18 protein-coding genes are annotated in these 15,796 nt (G+C 73.4%); 5 read left to right on the top strand and 13 right to left on the bottom strand.

Annotation, left to right across the window (positions count from 1 at the left end; genetic code table 11):
- Positions 1-38 precede the first annotated feature (38 nt).
- Positions 39-623, bottom strand: coding sequence for a Type-2Aa cytolytic delta-endotoxin (locus tag ACZ4VK_RS35505; RefSeq protein WP_468361742.1), 585 nt, complete (start codon positions 621-623; stop codon positions 39-41).
- A 99-nt stretch (positions 624-722) separates the two neighbouring features.
- Positions 723-1,520 carry a LysR family substrate-binding domain-containing protein gene (locus tag ACZ4VK_RS35500; protein ID WP_468361739.1) on the bottom strand — a complete coding sequence of 266 codons (798 nt, stop codon included), beginning with the start codon at positions 1,518-1,520 and terminating at the stop codon, positions 723-725.
- A 115-nt stretch (positions 1,521-1,635) separates the two neighbouring features.
- On the opposite strand from ACZ4VK_RS35500, the gene ACZ4VK_RS35495 reads away from it, so the two are divergent.
- From ACZ4VK_RS35495 to ACZ4VK_RS35485, 3 genes are all read left to right on the top strand, one after another.
- The gene (locus ACZ4VK_RS35495; protein ID WP_468361736.1) at positions 1,636-2,034 is read left to right on the top strand and encodes a DUF5997 family protein; all 399 of its coding nucleotides are present in this window, start codon (positions 1,636-1,638) and stop codon (positions 2,032-2,034) included.
- A 93-nt stretch (positions 2,035-2,127) separates the two neighbouring features.
- The gene (locus ACZ4VK_RS35490) at positions 2,128-3,084 is read left to right on the top strand and encodes a universal stress protein (protein WP_468361733.1); all 957 of its coding nucleotides are present in this window, start codon (positions 2,128-2,130) and stop codon (positions 3,082-3,084) included.
- 41 nt (positions 3,085-3,125) lie between these two features.
- Positions 3,126-3,626: an NUDIX domain-containing protein gene (locus tag ACZ4VK_RS35485; protein WP_468361730.1), complete on the top strand. Its 501-nt coding sequence runs from the start codon at positions 3,126-3,128 to the stop codon at positions 3,624-3,626.
- 12 nt (positions 3,627-3,638) lie between these two features.
- Here the strand turns inward: ACZ4VK_RS35485 and ACZ4VK_RS35480 are convergent, their stop codons facing one another.
- On the bottom strand, positions 3,639-4,316 hold the full coding sequence (locus ACZ4VK_RS35480; RefSeq protein ID WP_468361727.1) for a formylglycine-generating enzyme family protein: 678 nt from the start codon (positions 4,314-4,316) through the stop codon (positions 3,639-3,641).
- Positions 4,317-4,434: 118 nt separating this feature from the next.
- Between ACZ4VK_RS35480 and ACZ4VK_RS35475 the strand changes: the two genes are divergently transcribed.
- Entirely contained in the window at positions 4,435-5,229 is a 795-nt protein-coding gene (locus ACZ4VK_RS35475; protein WP_468361724.1) for a VOC family protein, read from the top strand.
- Between the two features lie 69 nt (positions 5,230-5,298).
- On the opposite strand, the gene ACZ4VK_RS35470 is transcribed toward ACZ4VK_RS35475, so the two are convergent.
- The 10 genes from ACZ4VK_RS35470 to ACZ4VK_RS35425 form a co-directional block, all read right to left on the bottom strand.
- The gene (locus ACZ4VK_RS35470) at positions 5,299-5,493 is read right to left on the bottom strand and encodes a hypothetical protein (RefSeq protein ID WP_468361721.1); all 195 of its coding nucleotides are present in this window, start codon (positions 5,491-5,493) and stop codon (positions 5,299-5,301) included.
- A gap of 113 nt (positions 5,494-5,606) precedes the next feature.
- A complete protein-coding gene (locus ACZ4VK_RS35465; RefSeq protein ID WP_468361718.1) occupies positions 5,607-6,272 on the bottom strand; it encodes an ABC transporter ATP-binding protein in 666 nt (221 codons plus the stop codon).
- On the bottom strand, positions 6,265-7,245 hold the full coding sequence (locus ACZ4VK_RS35460; protein WP_468361805.1) for an ABC transporter ATP-binding protein: 981 nt from the start codon (positions 7,243-7,245) through the stop codon (positions 6,265-6,267). Before ACZ4VK_RS35460 ends, ACZ4VK_RS35465 begins: the two co-directional genes overlap by 8 nt.
- Before the next feature lie 26 nt (positions 7,246-7,271).
- Positions 7,272-8,108, bottom strand: coding sequence for an ABC transporter permease (locus ACZ4VK_RS35455; protein ID WP_468361715.1), 837 nt, complete (start codon positions 8,106-8,108; stop codon positions 7,272-7,274).
- On the bottom strand, positions 8,101-9,093 hold the full coding sequence (locus ACZ4VK_RS35450; RefSeq protein WP_468361712.1) for an ABC transporter permease: 993 nt from the start codon (positions 9,091-9,093) through the stop codon (positions 8,101-8,103). Before ACZ4VK_RS35450 ends, ACZ4VK_RS35455 begins: the two co-directional genes overlap by 8 nt.
- Entirely contained in the window at positions 9,090-10,706 is a 1,617-nt protein-coding gene (locus ACZ4VK_RS35445) for an ABC transporter substrate-binding protein (RefSeq protein WP_468361708.1), read from the bottom strand. Before ACZ4VK_RS35445 ends, ACZ4VK_RS35450 begins: the two co-directional genes overlap by 4 nt.
- 86 nt (positions 10,707-10,792) lie before the next feature.
- Entirely contained in the window at positions 10,793-11,905 is a 1,113-nt protein-coding gene (locus ACZ4VK_RS35440) for an acyl-CoA dehydrogenase family protein (protein ID WP_468361705.1), read from the bottom strand.
- Positions 11,902-13,086 carry an acyl-CoA dehydrogenase family protein gene (locus ACZ4VK_RS35435; RefSeq protein ID WP_468361702.1) on the bottom strand — a complete coding sequence of 395 codons (1,185 nt, stop codon included), beginning with the start codon at positions 13,084-13,086 and terminating at the stop codon, positions 11,902-11,904. The genes ACZ4VK_RS35440 and ACZ4VK_RS35435 overlap by 4 nt, the downstream gene beginning before the upstream one ends.
- The gene (locus tag ACZ4VK_RS35430) at positions 13,083-14,051 is read right to left on the bottom strand and encodes an NADPH:quinone oxidoreductase family protein (RefSeq protein ID WP_468361699.1); all 969 of its coding nucleotides are present in this window, start codon (positions 14,049-14,051) and stop codon (positions 13,083-13,085) included. Before ACZ4VK_RS35430 ends, ACZ4VK_RS35435 begins: the two co-directional genes overlap by 4 nt.
- 68 nt (positions 14,052-14,119) lie before the next feature.
- Complete coding sequence (locus ACZ4VK_RS35425; RefSeq protein WP_468361696.1) at positions 14,120-14,707, bottom strand: helix-turn-helix domain-containing protein; 588 nt, start codon at positions 14,705-14,707, stop codon at positions 14,120-14,122.
- Positions 14,708-14,774: 67 nt separating this feature from the next.
- Here ACZ4VK_RS35425 and ACZ4VK_RS35420 point away from each other — a divergent pair.
- On the top strand, positions 14,775-15,796 hold a 1,022-nt coding region (locus ACZ4VK_RS35420), incomplete at its 3' end, for an NAD(P)/FAD-dependent oxidoreductase (RefSeq protein WP_468361692.1).

The following is a 15,796-nucleotide window of genomic DNA, read 5'->3' as shown; positions in this document are numbered from 1 at the left end:
CGAGGCGTGTCCGGCCCGGGACGGCGGGCCGGTGCGGCTCAGACGGTGGCGTCCACGGCCGCCGTCTGGCGGACCACGATCGCGTTGAGCCGGACGGCGAAGGGGACGACGTCCGTCAGTTCCAGGGCGGTGACCTCCGCCTTCGGCAGCTCGACAGTGACGTCGACGCAGAACGCGAGGGCGTAGATGTCCTCTCCGGTCGCCTCGTCCTGGAGGGCGAAGAAGAGGTCGCGGTAGAAGCGGGTGCGGTGCTCGGACTCCTCGTAGAAGGAGAGTCCGGGCCGCCCCTCCTGCCCGGCGAGGCCGGTGAACGCCTCGACGAGCTCCCGCTCGACCGTCCCCCAGAACCCCGCCTCCGCGTACTCCGGGGGAAGGGCCTGCCGGACGGCCTCCTTCAGCGAGAGCACCATGACCAGGACGGGGGCGTGCTCCTGCAGGCCCCAGCCCCGGACCATCCGTACGACGGTGGTGTCGGGGACGGCCGCGGCGGCCGCCCGTATCGCCTCGAAGTCGAAGTTGACGGTCGCGGGCGCGATCGCCTCCTGGAACACCCGGTCGATGGACCGGGCCCGTTCGAGGTGGTCCGGTCCCACCTCGACGACGGTCCTGAAACTGGCGGCCAAAGCTCCTCCTGCGTGATCTCGATGATCAGGAGGGGTCAGTATGCCGACGGGTACCCGCCCCGTCGCGTGCCGTCCGCCGTACGGACAGCGCCTGAGGGCTCAGGACCGGCCGCGGGGCTTCCCGCCCTTGCCCCGGCCCGAGCCGCCGCCCTTGGCGCCGCCCTTGCGGGCCGCCGCGGGCCTGCCCCCGGTGCGCGCGCCACCGCCCGGCTTCCCGGACCTGGTGGGCTTCTGCTCCTTCTTCGGCTGCTTCTGGCCCTTCTGGGCCTCGGCGCGGCGGCCCCGCGTGCTGTTGACCGTGCGGCCGCGCACGATGCCGATGAACTCCTCCACCAGGTCCGGGGCCTCGTCGGCGGCCGCCCACGACAGGGCGACCCGCGACTGCGGGACGTCGGTCAGCGTCCGGTAGGTGAGGTCCTTGCGGTGGTGCAGCCGGGCGAGGGACTGCGGCACGGCGAGCACGCCGACGCCCGCCGCGACCAGCTCGATCGCGTCGGCGGTCGTCTCCGGGCGCTCGTTCGCCGCACGGCCCGGCGGCCGCTCCCAGCCCAGGGTGTCGTCGAGCGGGTGCAGGACGAGCTCCTCGGCGAGGTCCTCGGCCGACACCTCCTCGGCCGCCGCGAAGAGGTGGTCCTTGGGGACGACGACGACCGTCGTCTCCGTGTACAGCGGGATCGCGCTCAGGTCGTCCCGGTCCACGGGCAGCCGGACCAGACCGGCGTCGGCCGTCCCCTCCCGGAGCGCGCCGAAGGCCTCGGCGGGCGTCACGGCGAGGAGGGTCAGGGGGACATCGGGCAGGCGCTCCTTCCAGACCCCGACCCACTTCGACGGCGTCACTCCGGGCACGTACGCCAGCCGGAAGGCGGGGGTGCCGGAGGGGAGGTCAGAGGGGGACACCGTGGGGGAATCCGCCGTGGTGTCCGAGGGGGAAGCGTCCGAGCCTGTCACTCCGCCAGGTTACCGGTAGCTGCCGTGGTCGGAACTCGCCCGCACGCTCGATACCCTTGACACCATGACGTCGCACCAGAACACCCAGACGATGAAGCCCGCCACCGCGGCGAAGAAGCTGGGTGTGTACCTCGAGGCCACCCCCGCAGACTTCCAGGAGGGTGTCGTCTCGCGCACCGAGCTGAACGAGCTCCAGGCGAACCCGCCCGCCTGGCTCGAGGAGCTCAGGAAGAACGGCCCGCACCCCCGCCCGGTGGTCGCGCAGAAGCTCGGCATCTCCATCGCCGGTCTCGCGCGCGGTGGCATCACCGATCCGCTCACCACCGAGCAGATCGACGCGCTCAAGCAGGAGCTGCCCGAGTGGCTCCAGAAGGAGCGCGCCACCCAGGCGGAGGTCCGCAAGGAGACCGTCCGCATCAAGGAGCGCGACGCGGAGCGGGCGCGCCGCGACGAGAACGCCTGACCGTCCCGCCGTGCCGCGCCCCGACGGGTGTGGCGCGGCGCCGGGCGCGGGAGTCATTCCCTCATGAGCGCCTCCCACCCGAGTCCGTCCGACATGAGTGCTTCCCACCTCGGTGACCTGAGCACCGCGTCCGAGCCGCCGGTCGTCGTCGGCGTGGACGGATCCGCGCACAGTCTCCGGGCCCTGGAGTGGGCCCTCGGCGCCGCCGAGCTCCTGGAATCACCGCTGGTCGTGGCCCATGTGCGCTCCGACGCCCTCCAGCTCGGCGCCGCCCGGATCGCCTCCCTCGGACCCTCCCCCGAGCTTCCCGACACGGTCGTCGCGGCCGTACGGGCCGTGGTCGAGGAGCGCGGGCACACCCTTCCCGTGCGGTACGAGTCCCTCGACGGGTCCGTGACCGACGCGCTGCCGGCCGCCGCGCGGGGCGCGCGGCTCCTGGTCACCGGTTCCCGCGGGCACGGTGGCTTCGCGAGCCTGCTGCTCGGTTCGACGAGCCGGGCGCTCGCGGCGACGGCCCCCTGTCCGCTCGTCGTCGTCCCGCACGAGGCGCGCACCGCCGCCCTGCACAGCGGCACGGAGGCCGGCCGGGTCCTGCTCGGTCTGCACACGGAGGAGACGCCGGACGAGGTGGTGGACTTCGCCTTCGACGCGGCGCACCACCGGGGCGTGCCGCTGGAGGTCGTGACGGCGTTCCGGCTGCCTCCGCAGCCGGTCGCCCTGGTCGTCGCGCCGTCCCCGGCGCTCCAGGTGCCTCCCCCGCTGCCCCTCACGGACGACATGGAGGAGTCGCTGGTGCGGGAGGGCCGGCGGGAGCAGGAGGAGCGGCTGCGGCCCTTCGCCGCGCGCCGGCCGGAGGTCGATGTCGTTCCCGTGGTGACGCCGGGGGACGCGGCGGGACTGCTCGTGGAGGGTTCGCGGGACGCCGGTCTGCTGGTCGTGGGCCGTCACCACCGGCACCGCTTCGGGTCGCTGCTCGTCGGTTCGGTCGCGCACGCGGTGCTGCACCACGCGCACTGCCCGGTCGCCGTGGTTCCTCCCGCCGCCGGGTAGCGCTGTGGCGGCGCGGCGAGCGCTGCTGGTAGAAGGGGATCATGAACACCGCCGAGGCGGCCGCCGCCGCCCACCGCAATGTCCGGCCGCCGGTCGCCCAGGCCTCTCTCGGTGCGGGGGTGGTGGTGACCGACGGGGCCGGCCGTGTGCTTCTCGGGCTGCACCGCTCCGGGGTGTGGGAGCTCCCGGGCGGGATGGTCGAGCCGGGTGAGTCCGTCGAGGAGGCGGCGGCCCGCGAGCTGGCCGAGGAGACGACGCTCGTCGCGGACGCCGCCGACGTGGAGGTCATCGGGCTCGTCCTGGACTCCGTCACCTCCTCACGGCTGACCCGGATGACCGCGGCCACGGTGCTGCGGGTCTTCCGCGGGGTGCCGGCCGTGGCCGAGCCGGACAAGATCGAACGCTGGGAGTGGACGGCCCCGGACCGCCTGCCGGAGGCGCTGTTCGTGCCGTCGGCGCAGGTGCTGCGGATGTGGCGGCCCGAGCTTTCGCTGCCCGGCGGGCCGTTCCACCGCTACGCGATGGGCCGGCTGCCGGACTGACTCCCCGCCCGCTCAGCGCGTGAGCGTGCGGGCGAGGCGGAAGCCCACGTCGTCGATGCGGAGGGTGGGGTGGCTGCGGCGGCGGACCGAGGCGCGGCAGCTCCAGTGCTCGTCGAACCAGCCGCCGCCGCGCAGGACCCGGTAGCTGCCGTAGACCTCGGCGTCGTACACGTCCCAGCACCACTCCCAGACGTTGCCCAGCATGTCGTGGAGGCCCCAGGCGTTGGGGCGCAGGCCGGCCACCTCATGGGGGCGTTCGCCGGAGTTGCCGCGGTGCCAGGCGATGTCGTCGAGCGGGCCGTAGCGCGCCTCGGTGGTTCCCGCGCGGCAGGCGTGCTCCCATTCGGCCTCGGTGGGGAGCCGGTATCCGTCGGCGGTCCGGTCCCAGACGGGCTCGTCGGATTCGTCCGGGGGGAGGTGGTACGCGGGGCGGAGTCCCTCGCGGGCGGAGAGCGCGTTGCAGAAGTGGACGGCCTCGGTCCAGGACACTCCTTCCACCGGGAGTGCGTCGCCCTGGGCCGCGCTCGGTCCGGCGCCCGTGACCTGTGCGTACAGCTGCTGTGTGACCGGGACGGTGCCCAGTCCGTACGGGCCGACGTCGACGGTCCAGCTCCGCTCGGTGCGCCGGTCCGAGAGCGTGACGCGCCCCGCGGGTATCTCGATCATCGTGTGGTCCCCCTGTGTCCTCATGGACCGATGGTCGCAGCACGCGCGTCCGGTCACGCCGCGTCAGCGAGCGGGGCGGGGCGAGCGTGACTAGCGTGGCCCACAGGAACACGTCATCGAATCGGAAGTGGGAGTCACCGTCATGGCCGCACGACCTGAAGGCACGCCGGTCTGGACCGACGCGATGTTCACCGACGTCGAGGGCGCCAAGACGTTCTACGGCGACGTGCTCGGCTGGACCTTCGGCGAGTCCTCATCGGAATTCGGCAACTACACACAGGCGTACAAGAACGGCAAGGCGGTCGCGGCCGTGGTCCCGCCGATGCCGGGGCAGGACGGGGAGCCGCAGTCGGCCTGGTGTCTGTACTTCTCCTCGCCGGACGTCTCGGCCACGGCGGAGAAGATCCGCGGCGCGGGCGGCACCGTCCTGATGGAGCCGATGCAGGTCGGCGAGTTCGGCTCGATGTGCATCGCGCGGGAGCCGTCGGGCGCCGTGTTCGGTGTCTGGCAGCCGGGCACGCACGAGGGCTTCGAGCTGGAGGGCGAGAGCGGCTCGTACGTCTGGGCGGAGGTCTTCACCCGGGAGCCGGCGAAGGCGGACGAGTTCTTCAGCTCGGTCTTCGGCTACCGCTCGAAGACGATGCAGGACGGGGAGATGGACTACCGGGTCTTCGACCTCGGTGCCGATCCGCTGCTCGGCCGGATGGTGATGACGGAGGAGTTCCCGCCGGAGGTCCCCTCGTACATCCAGGTCTACTTCGCCGTGGACAACTGCGACAAGGCCGTCGAGGCGGCCGAACGTCTCAAGGGACGCAAGGTGTTCGGGCCGATGGACAGCCCCTTCGGCCGGTTCGCGGCGATCATGGACCCGCAGGGTGCCGCTTTCGCCGTGATCGACGTCAAGACGACCGTCGGCGAGGTGCCCGAGATGGTCTGACGCGTACGGGAAGCCGCCCGGGGCCCCGGGTCCCGGGGCGGCTTTCGCGCGTCCGGCGCCGTGCCGTGCTCACGGCTTGAGGCCGGAGACGACGTTGGCGGTGGCGGCGACGCCGTTGTGGATGGTGGGCGCCATGCTGGTGCCGGCGAGGAAGAAGCCCAGCAGGGCGCAGACGAGCGCGTGGGTGACCTTGAGCCCGCCGCTCCGCAGGAAGATCACGGTCAGGACCAGCAGCAGCACCACGACAGAAATGGAAACGGCCATCGCTCTCACGTCCTCCTTGCGCCGCATGGGAATTGCGGCGTTCGGCGGACAGTGTGGCGGAATGTGCGGTCCGTCCGGACGTATGGCGGGGCGGCCATACGGGTGAGATGTGGTCAGGGCGCGGCGGGCAGGCAGTCCTTCCACTCCACCGTACGGTCGCACCAGCGGTTCAGGAGGACTCGGTCGTGGCCGACGGCGAGGAGGCCGGCGCCGGTCTCGGCCCGGTAGCTCTCGACGGCGGCGACCAGGGCGGCCGTGGTGGAGGCGTCGAGCATCGCGGTCATCTCGTCGCAGATCAGCCAGCGCGGCCGCAGGGTCAACGCGCGGGCGAGGCAGGCGCGCTGGAGCTGCCCGTCGCTGACCTCGTGGGGCCGGCGGCCGAGCAGGTCGGCGGTGAGTCCGACGGCGGGGGCGAGTGCGGCGACCCGGTCGGCGGCCTCGGCGCGGCGGCCGGTGGCGCGCAGGGGTTCGGCGATCAGGTCGGTGAGGGTGAGCCGGGGGTCGGCGGCGGTGCGGGGCTGCTGGAAGACGACGCCGACGGCGGTGCGGAGTGCGCGCGGGGCGCGGTGGCGCCAGGCCAGGACCTCGGTGCCGTCGAGGACGAGACGGCCCGCGTCGGGGCGGTGGAGGAGGGCGGCGACCCGGGCGAGGGTGGATTTGCCGCAGCCGCTGGGGCCGAGGAGTCCGACGGACTCTCCGGGGGCGACGGTCAGCGAGGCGCCCCGGAAGACGGGGGTGCGGCGGTCGTATCCGGCGGTGACGGTGTCGAGCTCAAGCACGGGGGCGCTCCGGGTGGTGGCAGGCCACGCCGGCGGTGAACGCGGGGCGGGTGGCGCAGAGTTCGGTGGCGCGGGGGCAGCGCGGGGCGAAGGCGCAGCCCTCGGGCAGCGCGGAGAGTTCCGGCGGCATGCCGGGGATCGGGGTGAACGCCCGCTCGGGGAGCGCGTCGAGGAGTCCGCGGGCGTAGGGGTGGCGGGGGCCGGTGGGGCCGAAGAAGCGGTGTGCGGGGGCGATCTCGACGATGCGGCCCGCGTACATGACGGCGACGCGGTCGGCGATGCGTTCGGCGGCGGCCAGGTCATGGGTGATGAGGAGCAGGGCCCGGCCGTCGTCGGCGTGGCGGCGCAGTTCGTCGGCGGTGCGGTCGACGAGGTCGCGGTCGAGTCCGGTGGTCGGTTCGTCGGCGAGCAGCAGCCGGGCGTCGCCGATGAGGGCGAGGGCGGTGGCGGCGCGCTGGGCGAGGCCGCCGGAGAGTTCGTGCGGATACCGGTCGAGGTGTCCGGCGGGGAACGCGGCCCGTTCGGCGGCGTCCTCCGCGGCCTTCCGCCGGGCGCGGCGGGAGGTGCCGGTGAGGGCGCGGACGGTCTCCTCCAGCTGGGACCGTACGGTGCGGACGGGGGTGAGGTGGGCGGCGGGGCTCTGTGGTACGAGGCCGACGCGGCGGCCCCGTACGGTGCGGGCGAGGGTCTTCTCGTCGGCGGCGAGCAGGTCGATCCCGTCGGTCCACGCGGTGCCGGACGTCTCCGCGTTGCCGGGGAGGAGCCCCAGGAGGGCGGAGGCGAGGACGGACTTGCCGCAGCCGCTCTCGCCGACGAGGGCGAGGCACTCGCCCTCCGCGAGGTCGAAGTCGGCGCCGGTGACGGCGGCGACGGTCCGGCCGCCGCGCAGCCGGAAGCGGACGGTGAGGTCGCGGACGCTGAGGACGGCGTCCTCGGCCCGTTCGGCGGTGACGGCGTCGAGTGCGCGAAGCAGCCGGTGTCCAGGGGCGTTCGGGGCGCTCACAGCATCAGCTCCGATCGGCGGCGCGGGTTGAGGCGGTCCCGCCACACACCCGCGAGGCCCGCGATGGCGAGGGTCGGGACGATGAGGAGGAGGCCGGGGAAGAGGGTGGGCCACCAGTCCCCCGCGAGCAGCGAGGAGCGCGCGTTCTGCACGAGGTTGCCGAGGCTGGCCTGGTGGCTGGGGAGTCCGAGGCCGAGGAAGGACAGCGCGGACTCGTGCCACATGGCGTGCGGGACCATCAGGACGGCGGCGAGCCCCGCCTGCGGCAGGACGGCGGGCAGCAGGTGACGGACGGCGACCCGCCACCGGGAGGCGCCGCCGGAGACGGCGGCGTCGACGAAGGGCCGGGTGCGCAGGGAGAGGACCTCGGAGCGCACGATCCGGGCGGTGGAGAGCCAGTGGGTGACGGCGACGGAGACGATGACGGGCCAGACGCCGGGCCGGAAGAGGGCGACGACGAAGATGCCGAGCAGCAGGTGCGGTACGGAGGAGAAGGTGTCGACGAGCCGCATGAGGGCGCGGTCGGTCCAGCCCCCGAGCGCCCCGGCGGCGGCTCCGACGGCGGTGCCGACGACGGTGGCGACGAGCGCGGCGACGAGTCCGACGAGGAGCGAGATCCGCAGGCCGTAGACGCAGCGCAGGAGGAGGTCGCGGCCGAGGTCGTCGGTGCCGAAGGGGTGTGACCAGGAGGGTGGCAGAAGCTTGCGGGAGAGGTCGACGGCCTGTTCGTCGAGCTGGGCGAGCGGGGGCACGAGCAGGACGGCGAGGAGGACGGCGCCGACGATCAGGGCGGAGCTCCAGAGCCGCAGGCGGTGGGTGCGCGGGTCAGCCATCGAAGCCCACCCTCGGGTCGGCGAGTCCGTACAGCAGGTCCGAGAGGAGGTTGCCGAGGAGGACGGCGGCGGTGGCGAGGACGGTGAGTGCGGCGAGCAGCGGGAAGTCGACGGAGGTGGCGGCCTGGACGGTGGCGGCGGCGATGCCGGGCCAGCTGAAGACGGTCTCCACGAGCAGCGCGCCGGTGATGAGTTCGGGGACGCGGGACCCGATGAGGGTGAGCATGGGCAGCATTCCGGAGCGGAGGGCGTGGCCGGTGAGGACGGTGCGTTCGCCGAGGCCGCGGGCGCGGGCGCCGCGCACGGGGTCCTCGTCGAGGGCGTCGCCGACGCCCTGGCGGACGTACAGGAAGAACCAGGGCAGCTGGGAGACGCCGAGGACGAGCGCGGGCAGGACGAGGTGGCGGGCGACCTGGTCGGGGGTGACGGTGTCGCTCGCGGTGTCGGTGAGTCCGCCGGCCGGCAGGGCGCCGAGCTTCAGGGCGAAGAACCAGATGGCGAGGAGGCCGAGCCAGAAGGCGGGGACGGCTTCCAGGGTGTACGCGGCGGAGCTGACGGCCCGGTCGACGAGGCCGCCGCGGCGGCGCCCGGCGAGGACGCCGAGGAGGGTGCCGAGGGCGATGGCGACGAGGAAGGCGGTGACGGCGAGGAGGACGGACCAGCCGAGGCGTTCGCCGATGACCTCGGCGACCGGGCGGCGCATGACGGAGGAGTCGCCGAGGTCGCCGGTGAGGGCGGAGGTGAGCCACTCCCACCAGCGGGTGACGAGGGGGCGGTCGACGCCGAGGTTGGCGCGGAGCTGGTCGAGGTTCTCCTGCGAGGCGGTGAGGCCCGCGGTGCCCGCGTAGGCCTTGACGGGGTCGAAGGGGGAGGCTTCGGCGACGGCGAACACCGCGAAGGTGACGGCCAGGAGGACGGGGACGGCGGCCAGGGCGCGCCGTCCCGTCATCCGTGCCATGGCCCCCCAGGGGAGGCGTCGCTTCACTTCCGCGTCGCTCCGGTGCCCTTGGGCTTCCAGCTCTCGACGTTCCACCAGGGGCCGGAGGCGAGGCCGTGGTCGTGCGGCTCGACCTGGGTGCTGAGTCCGTCCCAGCTGTCGGCGACGACGTAGAGGTGGTCGATGTGGGTGAGGAAGGTGTAGCCGGGGTTCTTCACCAGTTCGCGCTGGACGGTGTCGTACGCGGTGCGGCGTGCGGCGGGGTCGTTCGTGCGGCGGCCGTCCTCCAGGGCGCGGTCGACGGTCTTGTTGTCGTACCAGGCCATGTTGTTGAAGCCGTCGCCGGCGAGGTCGGACTTGAGGAGCAGGTACTGGTCGAAGTCCGGGTCGCCGGGCGAGCCGCCGCCGGCGAGGACGGCGTCGGTCTTCATCCGGGGCTCGATGACCTCCCAGGTGCCGGCCTGGGCGGTGATGTCGATGCCGGCCTTCTTGGCGTCGGAGACGTAGGCGAGGGCGTGGTCCTGGCGGAGCTTGTCGCCGGAGAGGTACCAGAGCGGGAAGGCGGCGCGGACGCCGTTCCTGACGCGGACGCCGTCGGGGCCGGGCTTCCAGCCGGCCTCGTCGAGGATCTTCTGGGCGCCGGCGAGGTCGTGGCGGCGCTCGGTGCCCTTGGCGAACCAGGGGCTGTCGGTGGGCACGGGCCCGTAGGCGGGCTTTCCGGCTCCTTCGAGGATCTTGTCGACCATGGTCTGCCGGTCGACGGCGATGTCGAGGGCGCGGCGGACGGCGGTGTCCCCGGTGACGGGGTGGTGGGTGGGGAGGGTGACCGTGCGGTAGTCGTAGGTCCTGGCTGTCCAGGTCTTCTTCGCCTTGTCGCCCTTGAAGCCGGCGGCGAGGTTCGGCGGCAGGATGGCGCCGTCGAGGTCGCCGGCGCGCAGCCGGGTGGCGCGGACGTCGTCGTCCTTGATGATCGCCATGGTGAACTTCTTCACCGGGGGCGCGCCGTTCCAGTAGGACGTGTTGGCCTTGAAGGTGAGCTTCTCGCCCTTGGACCAGCCGGTGAGGACGTACGGGCCGGTGCCTATCGGCCTGGTGGTGAAGGCTCCGGTGTTGACGTCCTGCTTCGCGGCGACGTGTTCCGGGGCGATGGCCTGGACGGTGCGCTCGGCGAAGGGGGCGTACGGGTACTTGAGGCGGAAGACGACGGTGTCGTCGCCGACCGCCTCGACGCTCTTGAGGGCGTCGAGCTCGGTGCGGGAGGCGTTGTTCGTCTTCGGGTCGAGGATCGTCCGGTACGTGAAGACGACGTCCTTCGAGGTGAAGGGGACACCGTCGCTGAAGGTGACCCCTTCGCGGAGGGTGTACGTGTAGGTGAGGCCGCCGTCGCTGATGTGGGGCAGTTCGGCGGCGAGGGCCGGCCGCAGCTTCATGTCGGCGTCGAAGGCGAGGAGTCCGTCGAAGATCTTGGAGTTGCCGTCCTTGCCGTAGCCGAGGAGGGGGCTGAGGGTCTCGGGCTCGTAGGCGATGCCGACGACCGCGGAATCCTTGGGTCCGCCGGAGTCCCCGGCGGTGGAGCCGGGGTTCGTGCAGGCCGCCGCGGTGAGGGCCACGGCCCCCGCGAGTGTCGCGGCGGCCGTGCCGCGGAGGAATCGGGCGGTCATGTGTCCACACCTCTTCGAAGATCAACTGTTATTGCGAACAGCTTGCAATTAAACAGTATGTAAAGGGGTGTGGACACAGGGGCCCCTTACAACGGCGGCTCCAGGCCCACCAGGGCGGCGATCGTGTCCTGGTGCCGGCCGGTCGATCCGAGGGCGATCTGGTCGGACTTGGCCCGCTTCAGCGCCAGGTGCGCGGGGTGCTCCCACGTCATCCCGATCCCGCCGTGCAGCTGGACGCACTCCTCGGCGGCCCGGACGGCCGCCTTGGAGCAGTACGCCTGCGCGACGGCCACGAGCAGTGGGGCGTCCGGGCTGTCGGCGGCGAGGGCGTCGGCGGCGGCACGAGCCGCCGCCCTGGCCCCGACGAGATCCAGCCAGAGCTGGGCCATGCGGTGCTTGAGGGCCTGGAAGGAGCCGACCGGGCGGTTGAACTGGTGGCGCTCGCGGGTGTACCTGACGGTCTCCTCCAGGCACCACTCGGCGAGGCCGAGCTGCTCGGAGGCGAGGAGTCCGGCCCCCGCGAGGAGTCCGCGCCGGACCGCCGCGCGGGCCGCCTCGGGCCCCGCGAGCCGGGTGCCGCTGCCGGCCGGGGTGGTCACCCGGGCGAGCGGCCGGGTGAGGTCGAGCGGGGTCTGCGCCTCGACCGTCGCCTCTCCGGCCGGTACGGCGTACAGACCGTCGGCGCGCGGGACGAGGAACACATCGGCCGCGGCCGCGTCGGCGACCCCGGCCACCGAGGAGGCGGACGGAGGCTCCGCGTCGGGCGCGGTGGAGAGCGGGACGGCGAGGACCGCGACCGTAGCCCCGCCCGCGAGGTCGGCGAGAAGCCGGGCCGCCGGACCGCTCTCTCCCGCGAGGGCGAGCAGGGTCTCGGTGGCCACCACCGCACTGGTCAGGTACGGCAGCGGGGTCACCGCGCGGCCGAGCTCCTCCAGGACGACGGCGGCCTCGCGGTGGCTCGCGCCCTGCCCGCCGAGCCTCTCGGGCACGAGGAGACCGGCGGCGCCGATGTCGGTGGCGAGGGACTTCCACAGGCCGGGGACGTACGGGCTGTCCGTCTCGATCCGGCCGAGAAGCGTCTGGTGTCCCGCCCGGTCGGCGAGCAGGGCGCGGACGGCCGCCCGCAGGTCGCCCTCGGTCTCGGAGTAGAGCAGGTCGAGCTCGGTCGTCGGCTCCGCCGGTTCCGTCACGTCTGTCATCGGGCCAGGTCCTTCCAGGCGACGTCCTTGTCGTTGCGGGGCTCGGGCGGCAGGCCGAGGACCCGCTCGGCGACGATGTTGAGCAGCACCTCGCTGGTGCCGCCCTCGATCGAGTTGCCCTTGGACCGCAGATAGCGGTAGCCGGCGTCCCGGCCGGTGAAGTCCACGAGGTCGGGGCGGCGCATCTCCCACTCCCCGTACAACAGGCCCTCGTCGCCGAGGAGTTCCACCTCCAGGCCGCTGATGGCCTGGTTGAGGCGGGCGAAGGCCAGCTTCATGGCACTGCCCTCGGGTCCGGGGCGGCCCGCGACGAGCTGCTGACGGAGCCGTTCCCCGGCGAGCCTGGCCACCTCCGCGTCGACCCAGTGGTCGAGGAGGCGGCGGTGCAGGTCGTGCGTGCGGAGCTCGGGCCGCTCGCGCCAGGTCGTGGCGAGCTTCCCGATCATGCCGCCCTCGCGGGGGATACGGGCTCCGCCGATCGAGACCCGCTCGTTCATGAGGGTGGTCTGCGCGACCCGCCAGCCGTCGCCGACCTCGCCGAGGCGGTGGGCGTCGGGGATGCGGACGCCGGTGAGGAAGACCTCGTTGAACTCGGCCTCGCCGGTGATCTGACGCAGCGGCCTGACCTCCACGCCGGGGTCGGTCATGTCGCAGACGAAGTACGTGATGCCCCGGTGCTTGGGGGCGTCCGGGTCGGTGCGGGCGATGAGGATGGCCCAGCGGGCGGTGTGGGCGCTGGAGGTCCACACCTTCTGCCCGTCCACGATCCAGTCCCCCGCGTCGTCCCTGACGGCCCGGGTGGCGAGCGCGGCGAGGTCGGAGCCCGCCCCCGGCTCGCTGAAGAGCTGGCACCAGACCTCCTCGCCGACCCAGAGCGGCCGGAGGAAGCGCCGCTTGACCTCGTCCGAGCCGTGGGCGAGGACGGTGGGGGCGGCCATGCCGAGGCCGATGCCGATCTTGCGCGGATCGTTGTCGGGGGCGCCCGCGGCGGCGAGTTCGGCGTCGACGACCGCCTGGAGCGCGCGGGGGGCGTCGAGTCCGCCGAGACCGGCCGGGTAGTGCACCCAGGCGAGTCCCGCGTCGAAGCGGGCGCGCAGGAAGTCGGTGCGGTCGGTGGTGGCGGGCGGGTGCTCTGCCAGCAACTTCCTGGTGAGCGCGCGGAGTTCCTCGGCGCCGGTCATGCGCGGGCTCCTTCCGGGAGGACGACGAGCCGGCCGGTGGTGGTGCCGTCGGCGACCCGCTGGACGGCGTCCGCCGCCCCGGCGAAGGGAACGCGTTCGCCGATGAGCGGCTTGATCAGGCCCTTGGCCGCGTAGGCCGTGAGGGTCTCGTGGCAGCGGCCGATGGAGGCCGGGTCCTTCACCGCGTACAGACCCCAGTGGAGGCCGAGGACGGAGTAGTTCTTCACCAGGGCGTGGTTGAGGGCGGGGGCGGGGACGGTGCCGCTCGCGAAGCCGACGATCACGATCCGTCCCTCGAAGGCGACGCACTTCGCGGACTGCTGGTAGGCCTCGCCGCCGACCGGGTCGTAGATCACGTCCGCGCCGCGGCCGCCGGTCGCGGCCTTGACGGCGGCGACGACGTCCTCGGAGCGCCGGTCGATCACCACGTCACAGCCGAGCGAGCGGGCTACGGCGGCCTTCTCCGGTCCGCCGACGACGCCGATGACGGTGGCGCCGGCCGCCTTCCCGAGCTGGACGGCCGCGCTGCCGACGCCGCCGGCCGCGGCGTGGACGAGGAGGGTCTCGCCCTCCTGGAGGACGGCACGGCGGTGCAGGCCGAACCAGCCGGTCTGGTAGCCGATGTGCAGGGCGGCGGCCTCGGCGTCGTCGAGCGACTCGGGGGCGGGGAGCAGCCCGGCGGCGTCGGCGAGCACGTACTCCGCGAAGCCGCCGTGCGGGAGGGCCGCGGTGGTGAGGACCCTGCGGCCGTCCTCGGTCTCGGCGCAGACCTCCACGCCGGGGGTGAAGGGCAGCGGCGGCCGCACCTGGTAGTGGCCGCGGCAGAGCAGCGCGTCGGGGAAGTTGACGTTCGCGGCGCGGACCTTGAGCAGGACCTGGCCGTCGCCGGGCGTGGGCGGTGTCACCTCCTCGCGGCGCATCACCGCGCCCGGTTCCCCGTTCTCGTACACACGCCATGCCTGCATCCGGAAGCCTCCTCCGTACCGAGCGGTCGGTTGCATACTAAGCGGTCGCTTGTAGCCGGGGGAATGGGTCAGTCGGACTTCTTCGGGCGGGCCCGGACGTGCATCCGCTCCCCCTGCGGGCCGAAGAGACTCAGGAACTCCACGGGACCGTCGTCCGTCGGCCCGAACCAGTGCGGGACGCGGGTGTCGAACTCGGCCGCCTCCCCGGCCGTGAGGACCACGTCGTGCTCGCCGAGGACGAGCCGGAGCCGGCCCGAGAGCACGTACAGCCACTCGTAGCCCTCGTGGACGCGCGGCTCAGGACGCTCCGTCGGCTTCTCCTGGATCACCTTGTACGCCTGGAGGCCCCCCGGCTGCCGGGTCAGCGGGAACATCGTGCGGCCGTGGCGCACGATCGGCTTCGCCCGGACCCGGGGGTCGCCGGTCGCCGGCGCGCCGACCAGCTCGTCGAGCGGGACCTGATGGGCGCGGGCGAGCGGCAGGAGCAGTTCGAGGCTGGGCTTGCGCTGCCCGGACTCGAGGCGGGAGAGGGTGCTCACGGAGATGCCGGTGGCGGCGGAGAGCTCGGCCAGGGTCACCCCGCGGTCGCGGCGGACCCTGCGGAGCCGGGGGCCGACCTCGTTGAGGACGGCGTCGATGCGATCGTCTTCGGTCATGCGTCCAGTGTTGCAGAAACGGCAAGTCTGTTTGCCGGATCGACGGGATCCGGGCGACGCTCGGCCCATGAACGCACAGAGGAACAACGACACGTACGCGTACGAGGCCGTGGTGGTCGGCGGGGGCGCGGCCGGGCTCAGCGCCGCCCTGGTCCTGGGCCGGTCACGGCGCCGCACCCTGGTCGTCGACGCCGGCGAGCCGCGCAACGCCCCCGCCGCGCACATGCAGGGCGTCCTGAGCAGGGACGGCATGAGCCCGGCGGAGTACCTGGCGGCCGGACGGGCCGAGATCGCGGCCTACGGGGTCGAGGTGCGGGCCGGTGAGGTGACGGGCGCTGCCCCCGACGACCGGGGCGGTTTCACCCTCACCCTGGCGGACGGGGACACGGTCGGCGCACGGCGGCTGGTCGTCACCACCGGCCTCGTCGACGAGCTCCCCGCGATCGACGGACTCGCCGAGCGGTGGGGGCGGGACGTGCTGCACTGCCCGTACTGCCACGGCTGGGAGGTCCGCGACCAGGCGTTCGGGGTGATCGCCCATCCGGCGATGCCCGCGCACCAGGCGCTCATGGTCGCGCACTGGTCGAAGGACGTGACCCTGTTCCTCCACACCGCCGGGGAGCTGTCGGAGCACGAAGGGGCCCTCCTCGACGCGGCGGGCGTCCGGGTCGAGAGGGGCGAGGTGGCGGGGCTCCTGGTGGAGGAGGACCGGCTGACGGGGGTGCGGCTCGCCGACGGCCGGACCGTGGCCCGCTCGGTCCTCTTCGCCGGGGCCTCGCGGCTCGCGGCCCGCGACGGGGTGCTGCGGCAGCTCGGCGCGGAGCTGCGGGCCACTCCGTTCGGCGAGTTCGTGGTGGTGGACGAGACGGGCCGGACGAGCGTGCCCGGGGTGTGGGCGGCCGGGAACGTGACCGGGCCGCAGGAACAGGTGGTCAACGCGGTGAGCCGGGGCTACCGGGCCGGTGTCGCGATCAACGGCGAGCTGGTGTTCGCGGACCTAGGGGGTGTCTTGTCGGTCAGGCCGGATCAGGGAGCGGCGTCTGGTGCCGTGCCTCGCAAGGCGGAGGAGGGAGGCAACGCGGAGCGTTG

Source organism: Streptomyces sp. NPDC028711 (assembly GCF_055565415.1).
This window is presented reverse-complemented; position numbering and strand designations above follow the sequence as displayed.

Coding starts and splice junctions, on each gene's coding strand:
- ACZ4VK_RS35495 (WP_468361736.1), top strand. CDS start 1,636: ATGACGTCGCACCAGAACACCCAGACGATGAAGCCCGCCACCGCGGCG.
- ACZ4VK_RS35490 (WP_468361733.1), top strand. CDS start 2,128: ATGAGTGCTTCCCACCTCGGTGACCTGAGCACCGCGTCCGAGCCGCCG.
- ACZ4VK_RS35485 (WP_468361730.1), top strand. CDS start 3,126: ATGAACACCGCCGAGGCGGCCGCCGCCGCCCACCGCAATGTCCGGCCG.
- ACZ4VK_RS35480 (WP_468361727.1), bottom strand. CDS start 4,316: ATGAGGACACAGGGGGACCACACGATGATCGAGATACCCGCGGGGCGC.
- ACZ4VK_RS35475 (WP_468361724.1), top strand. CDS start 4,435: ATGGCCGCACGACCTGAAGGCACGCCGGTCTGGACCGACGCGATGTTC.
- ACZ4VK_RS35470 (WP_468361721.1), bottom strand. CDS start 5,493: ATGGCCGTTTCCATTTCTGTCGTGGTGCTGCTGCTGGTCCTGACCGTG.
- ACZ4VK_RS35455 (WP_468361715.1), bottom strand. CDS start 8,108: ATGGCTGACCCGCGCACCCACCGCCTGCGGCTCTGGAGCTCCGCCCTG.
- ACZ4VK_RS35445 (WP_468361708.1), bottom strand. CDS start 10,706: ATGACCGCCCGATTCCTCCGCGGCACGGCCGCCGCGACACTCGCGGGG.
- ACZ4VK_RS35440 (WP_468361705.1), bottom strand. CDS start 11,905: ATGACAGACGTGACGGAACCGGCGGAGCCGACGACCGAGCTCGACCTG.
- ACZ4VK_RS35435 (WP_468361702.1), bottom strand. CDS start 13,086: ATGACCGGCGCCGAGGAACTCCGCGCGCTCACCAGGAAGTTGCTGGCA.
- ACZ4VK_RS35430 (WP_468361699.1), bottom strand. CDS start 14,051: ATGCAGGCATGGCGTGTGTACGAGAACGGGGAACCGGGCGCGGTGATG.
- ACZ4VK_RS35425 (WP_468361696.1), bottom strand. CDS start 14,707: ATGACCGAAGACGATCGCATCGACGCCGTCCTCAACGAGGTCGGCCCC.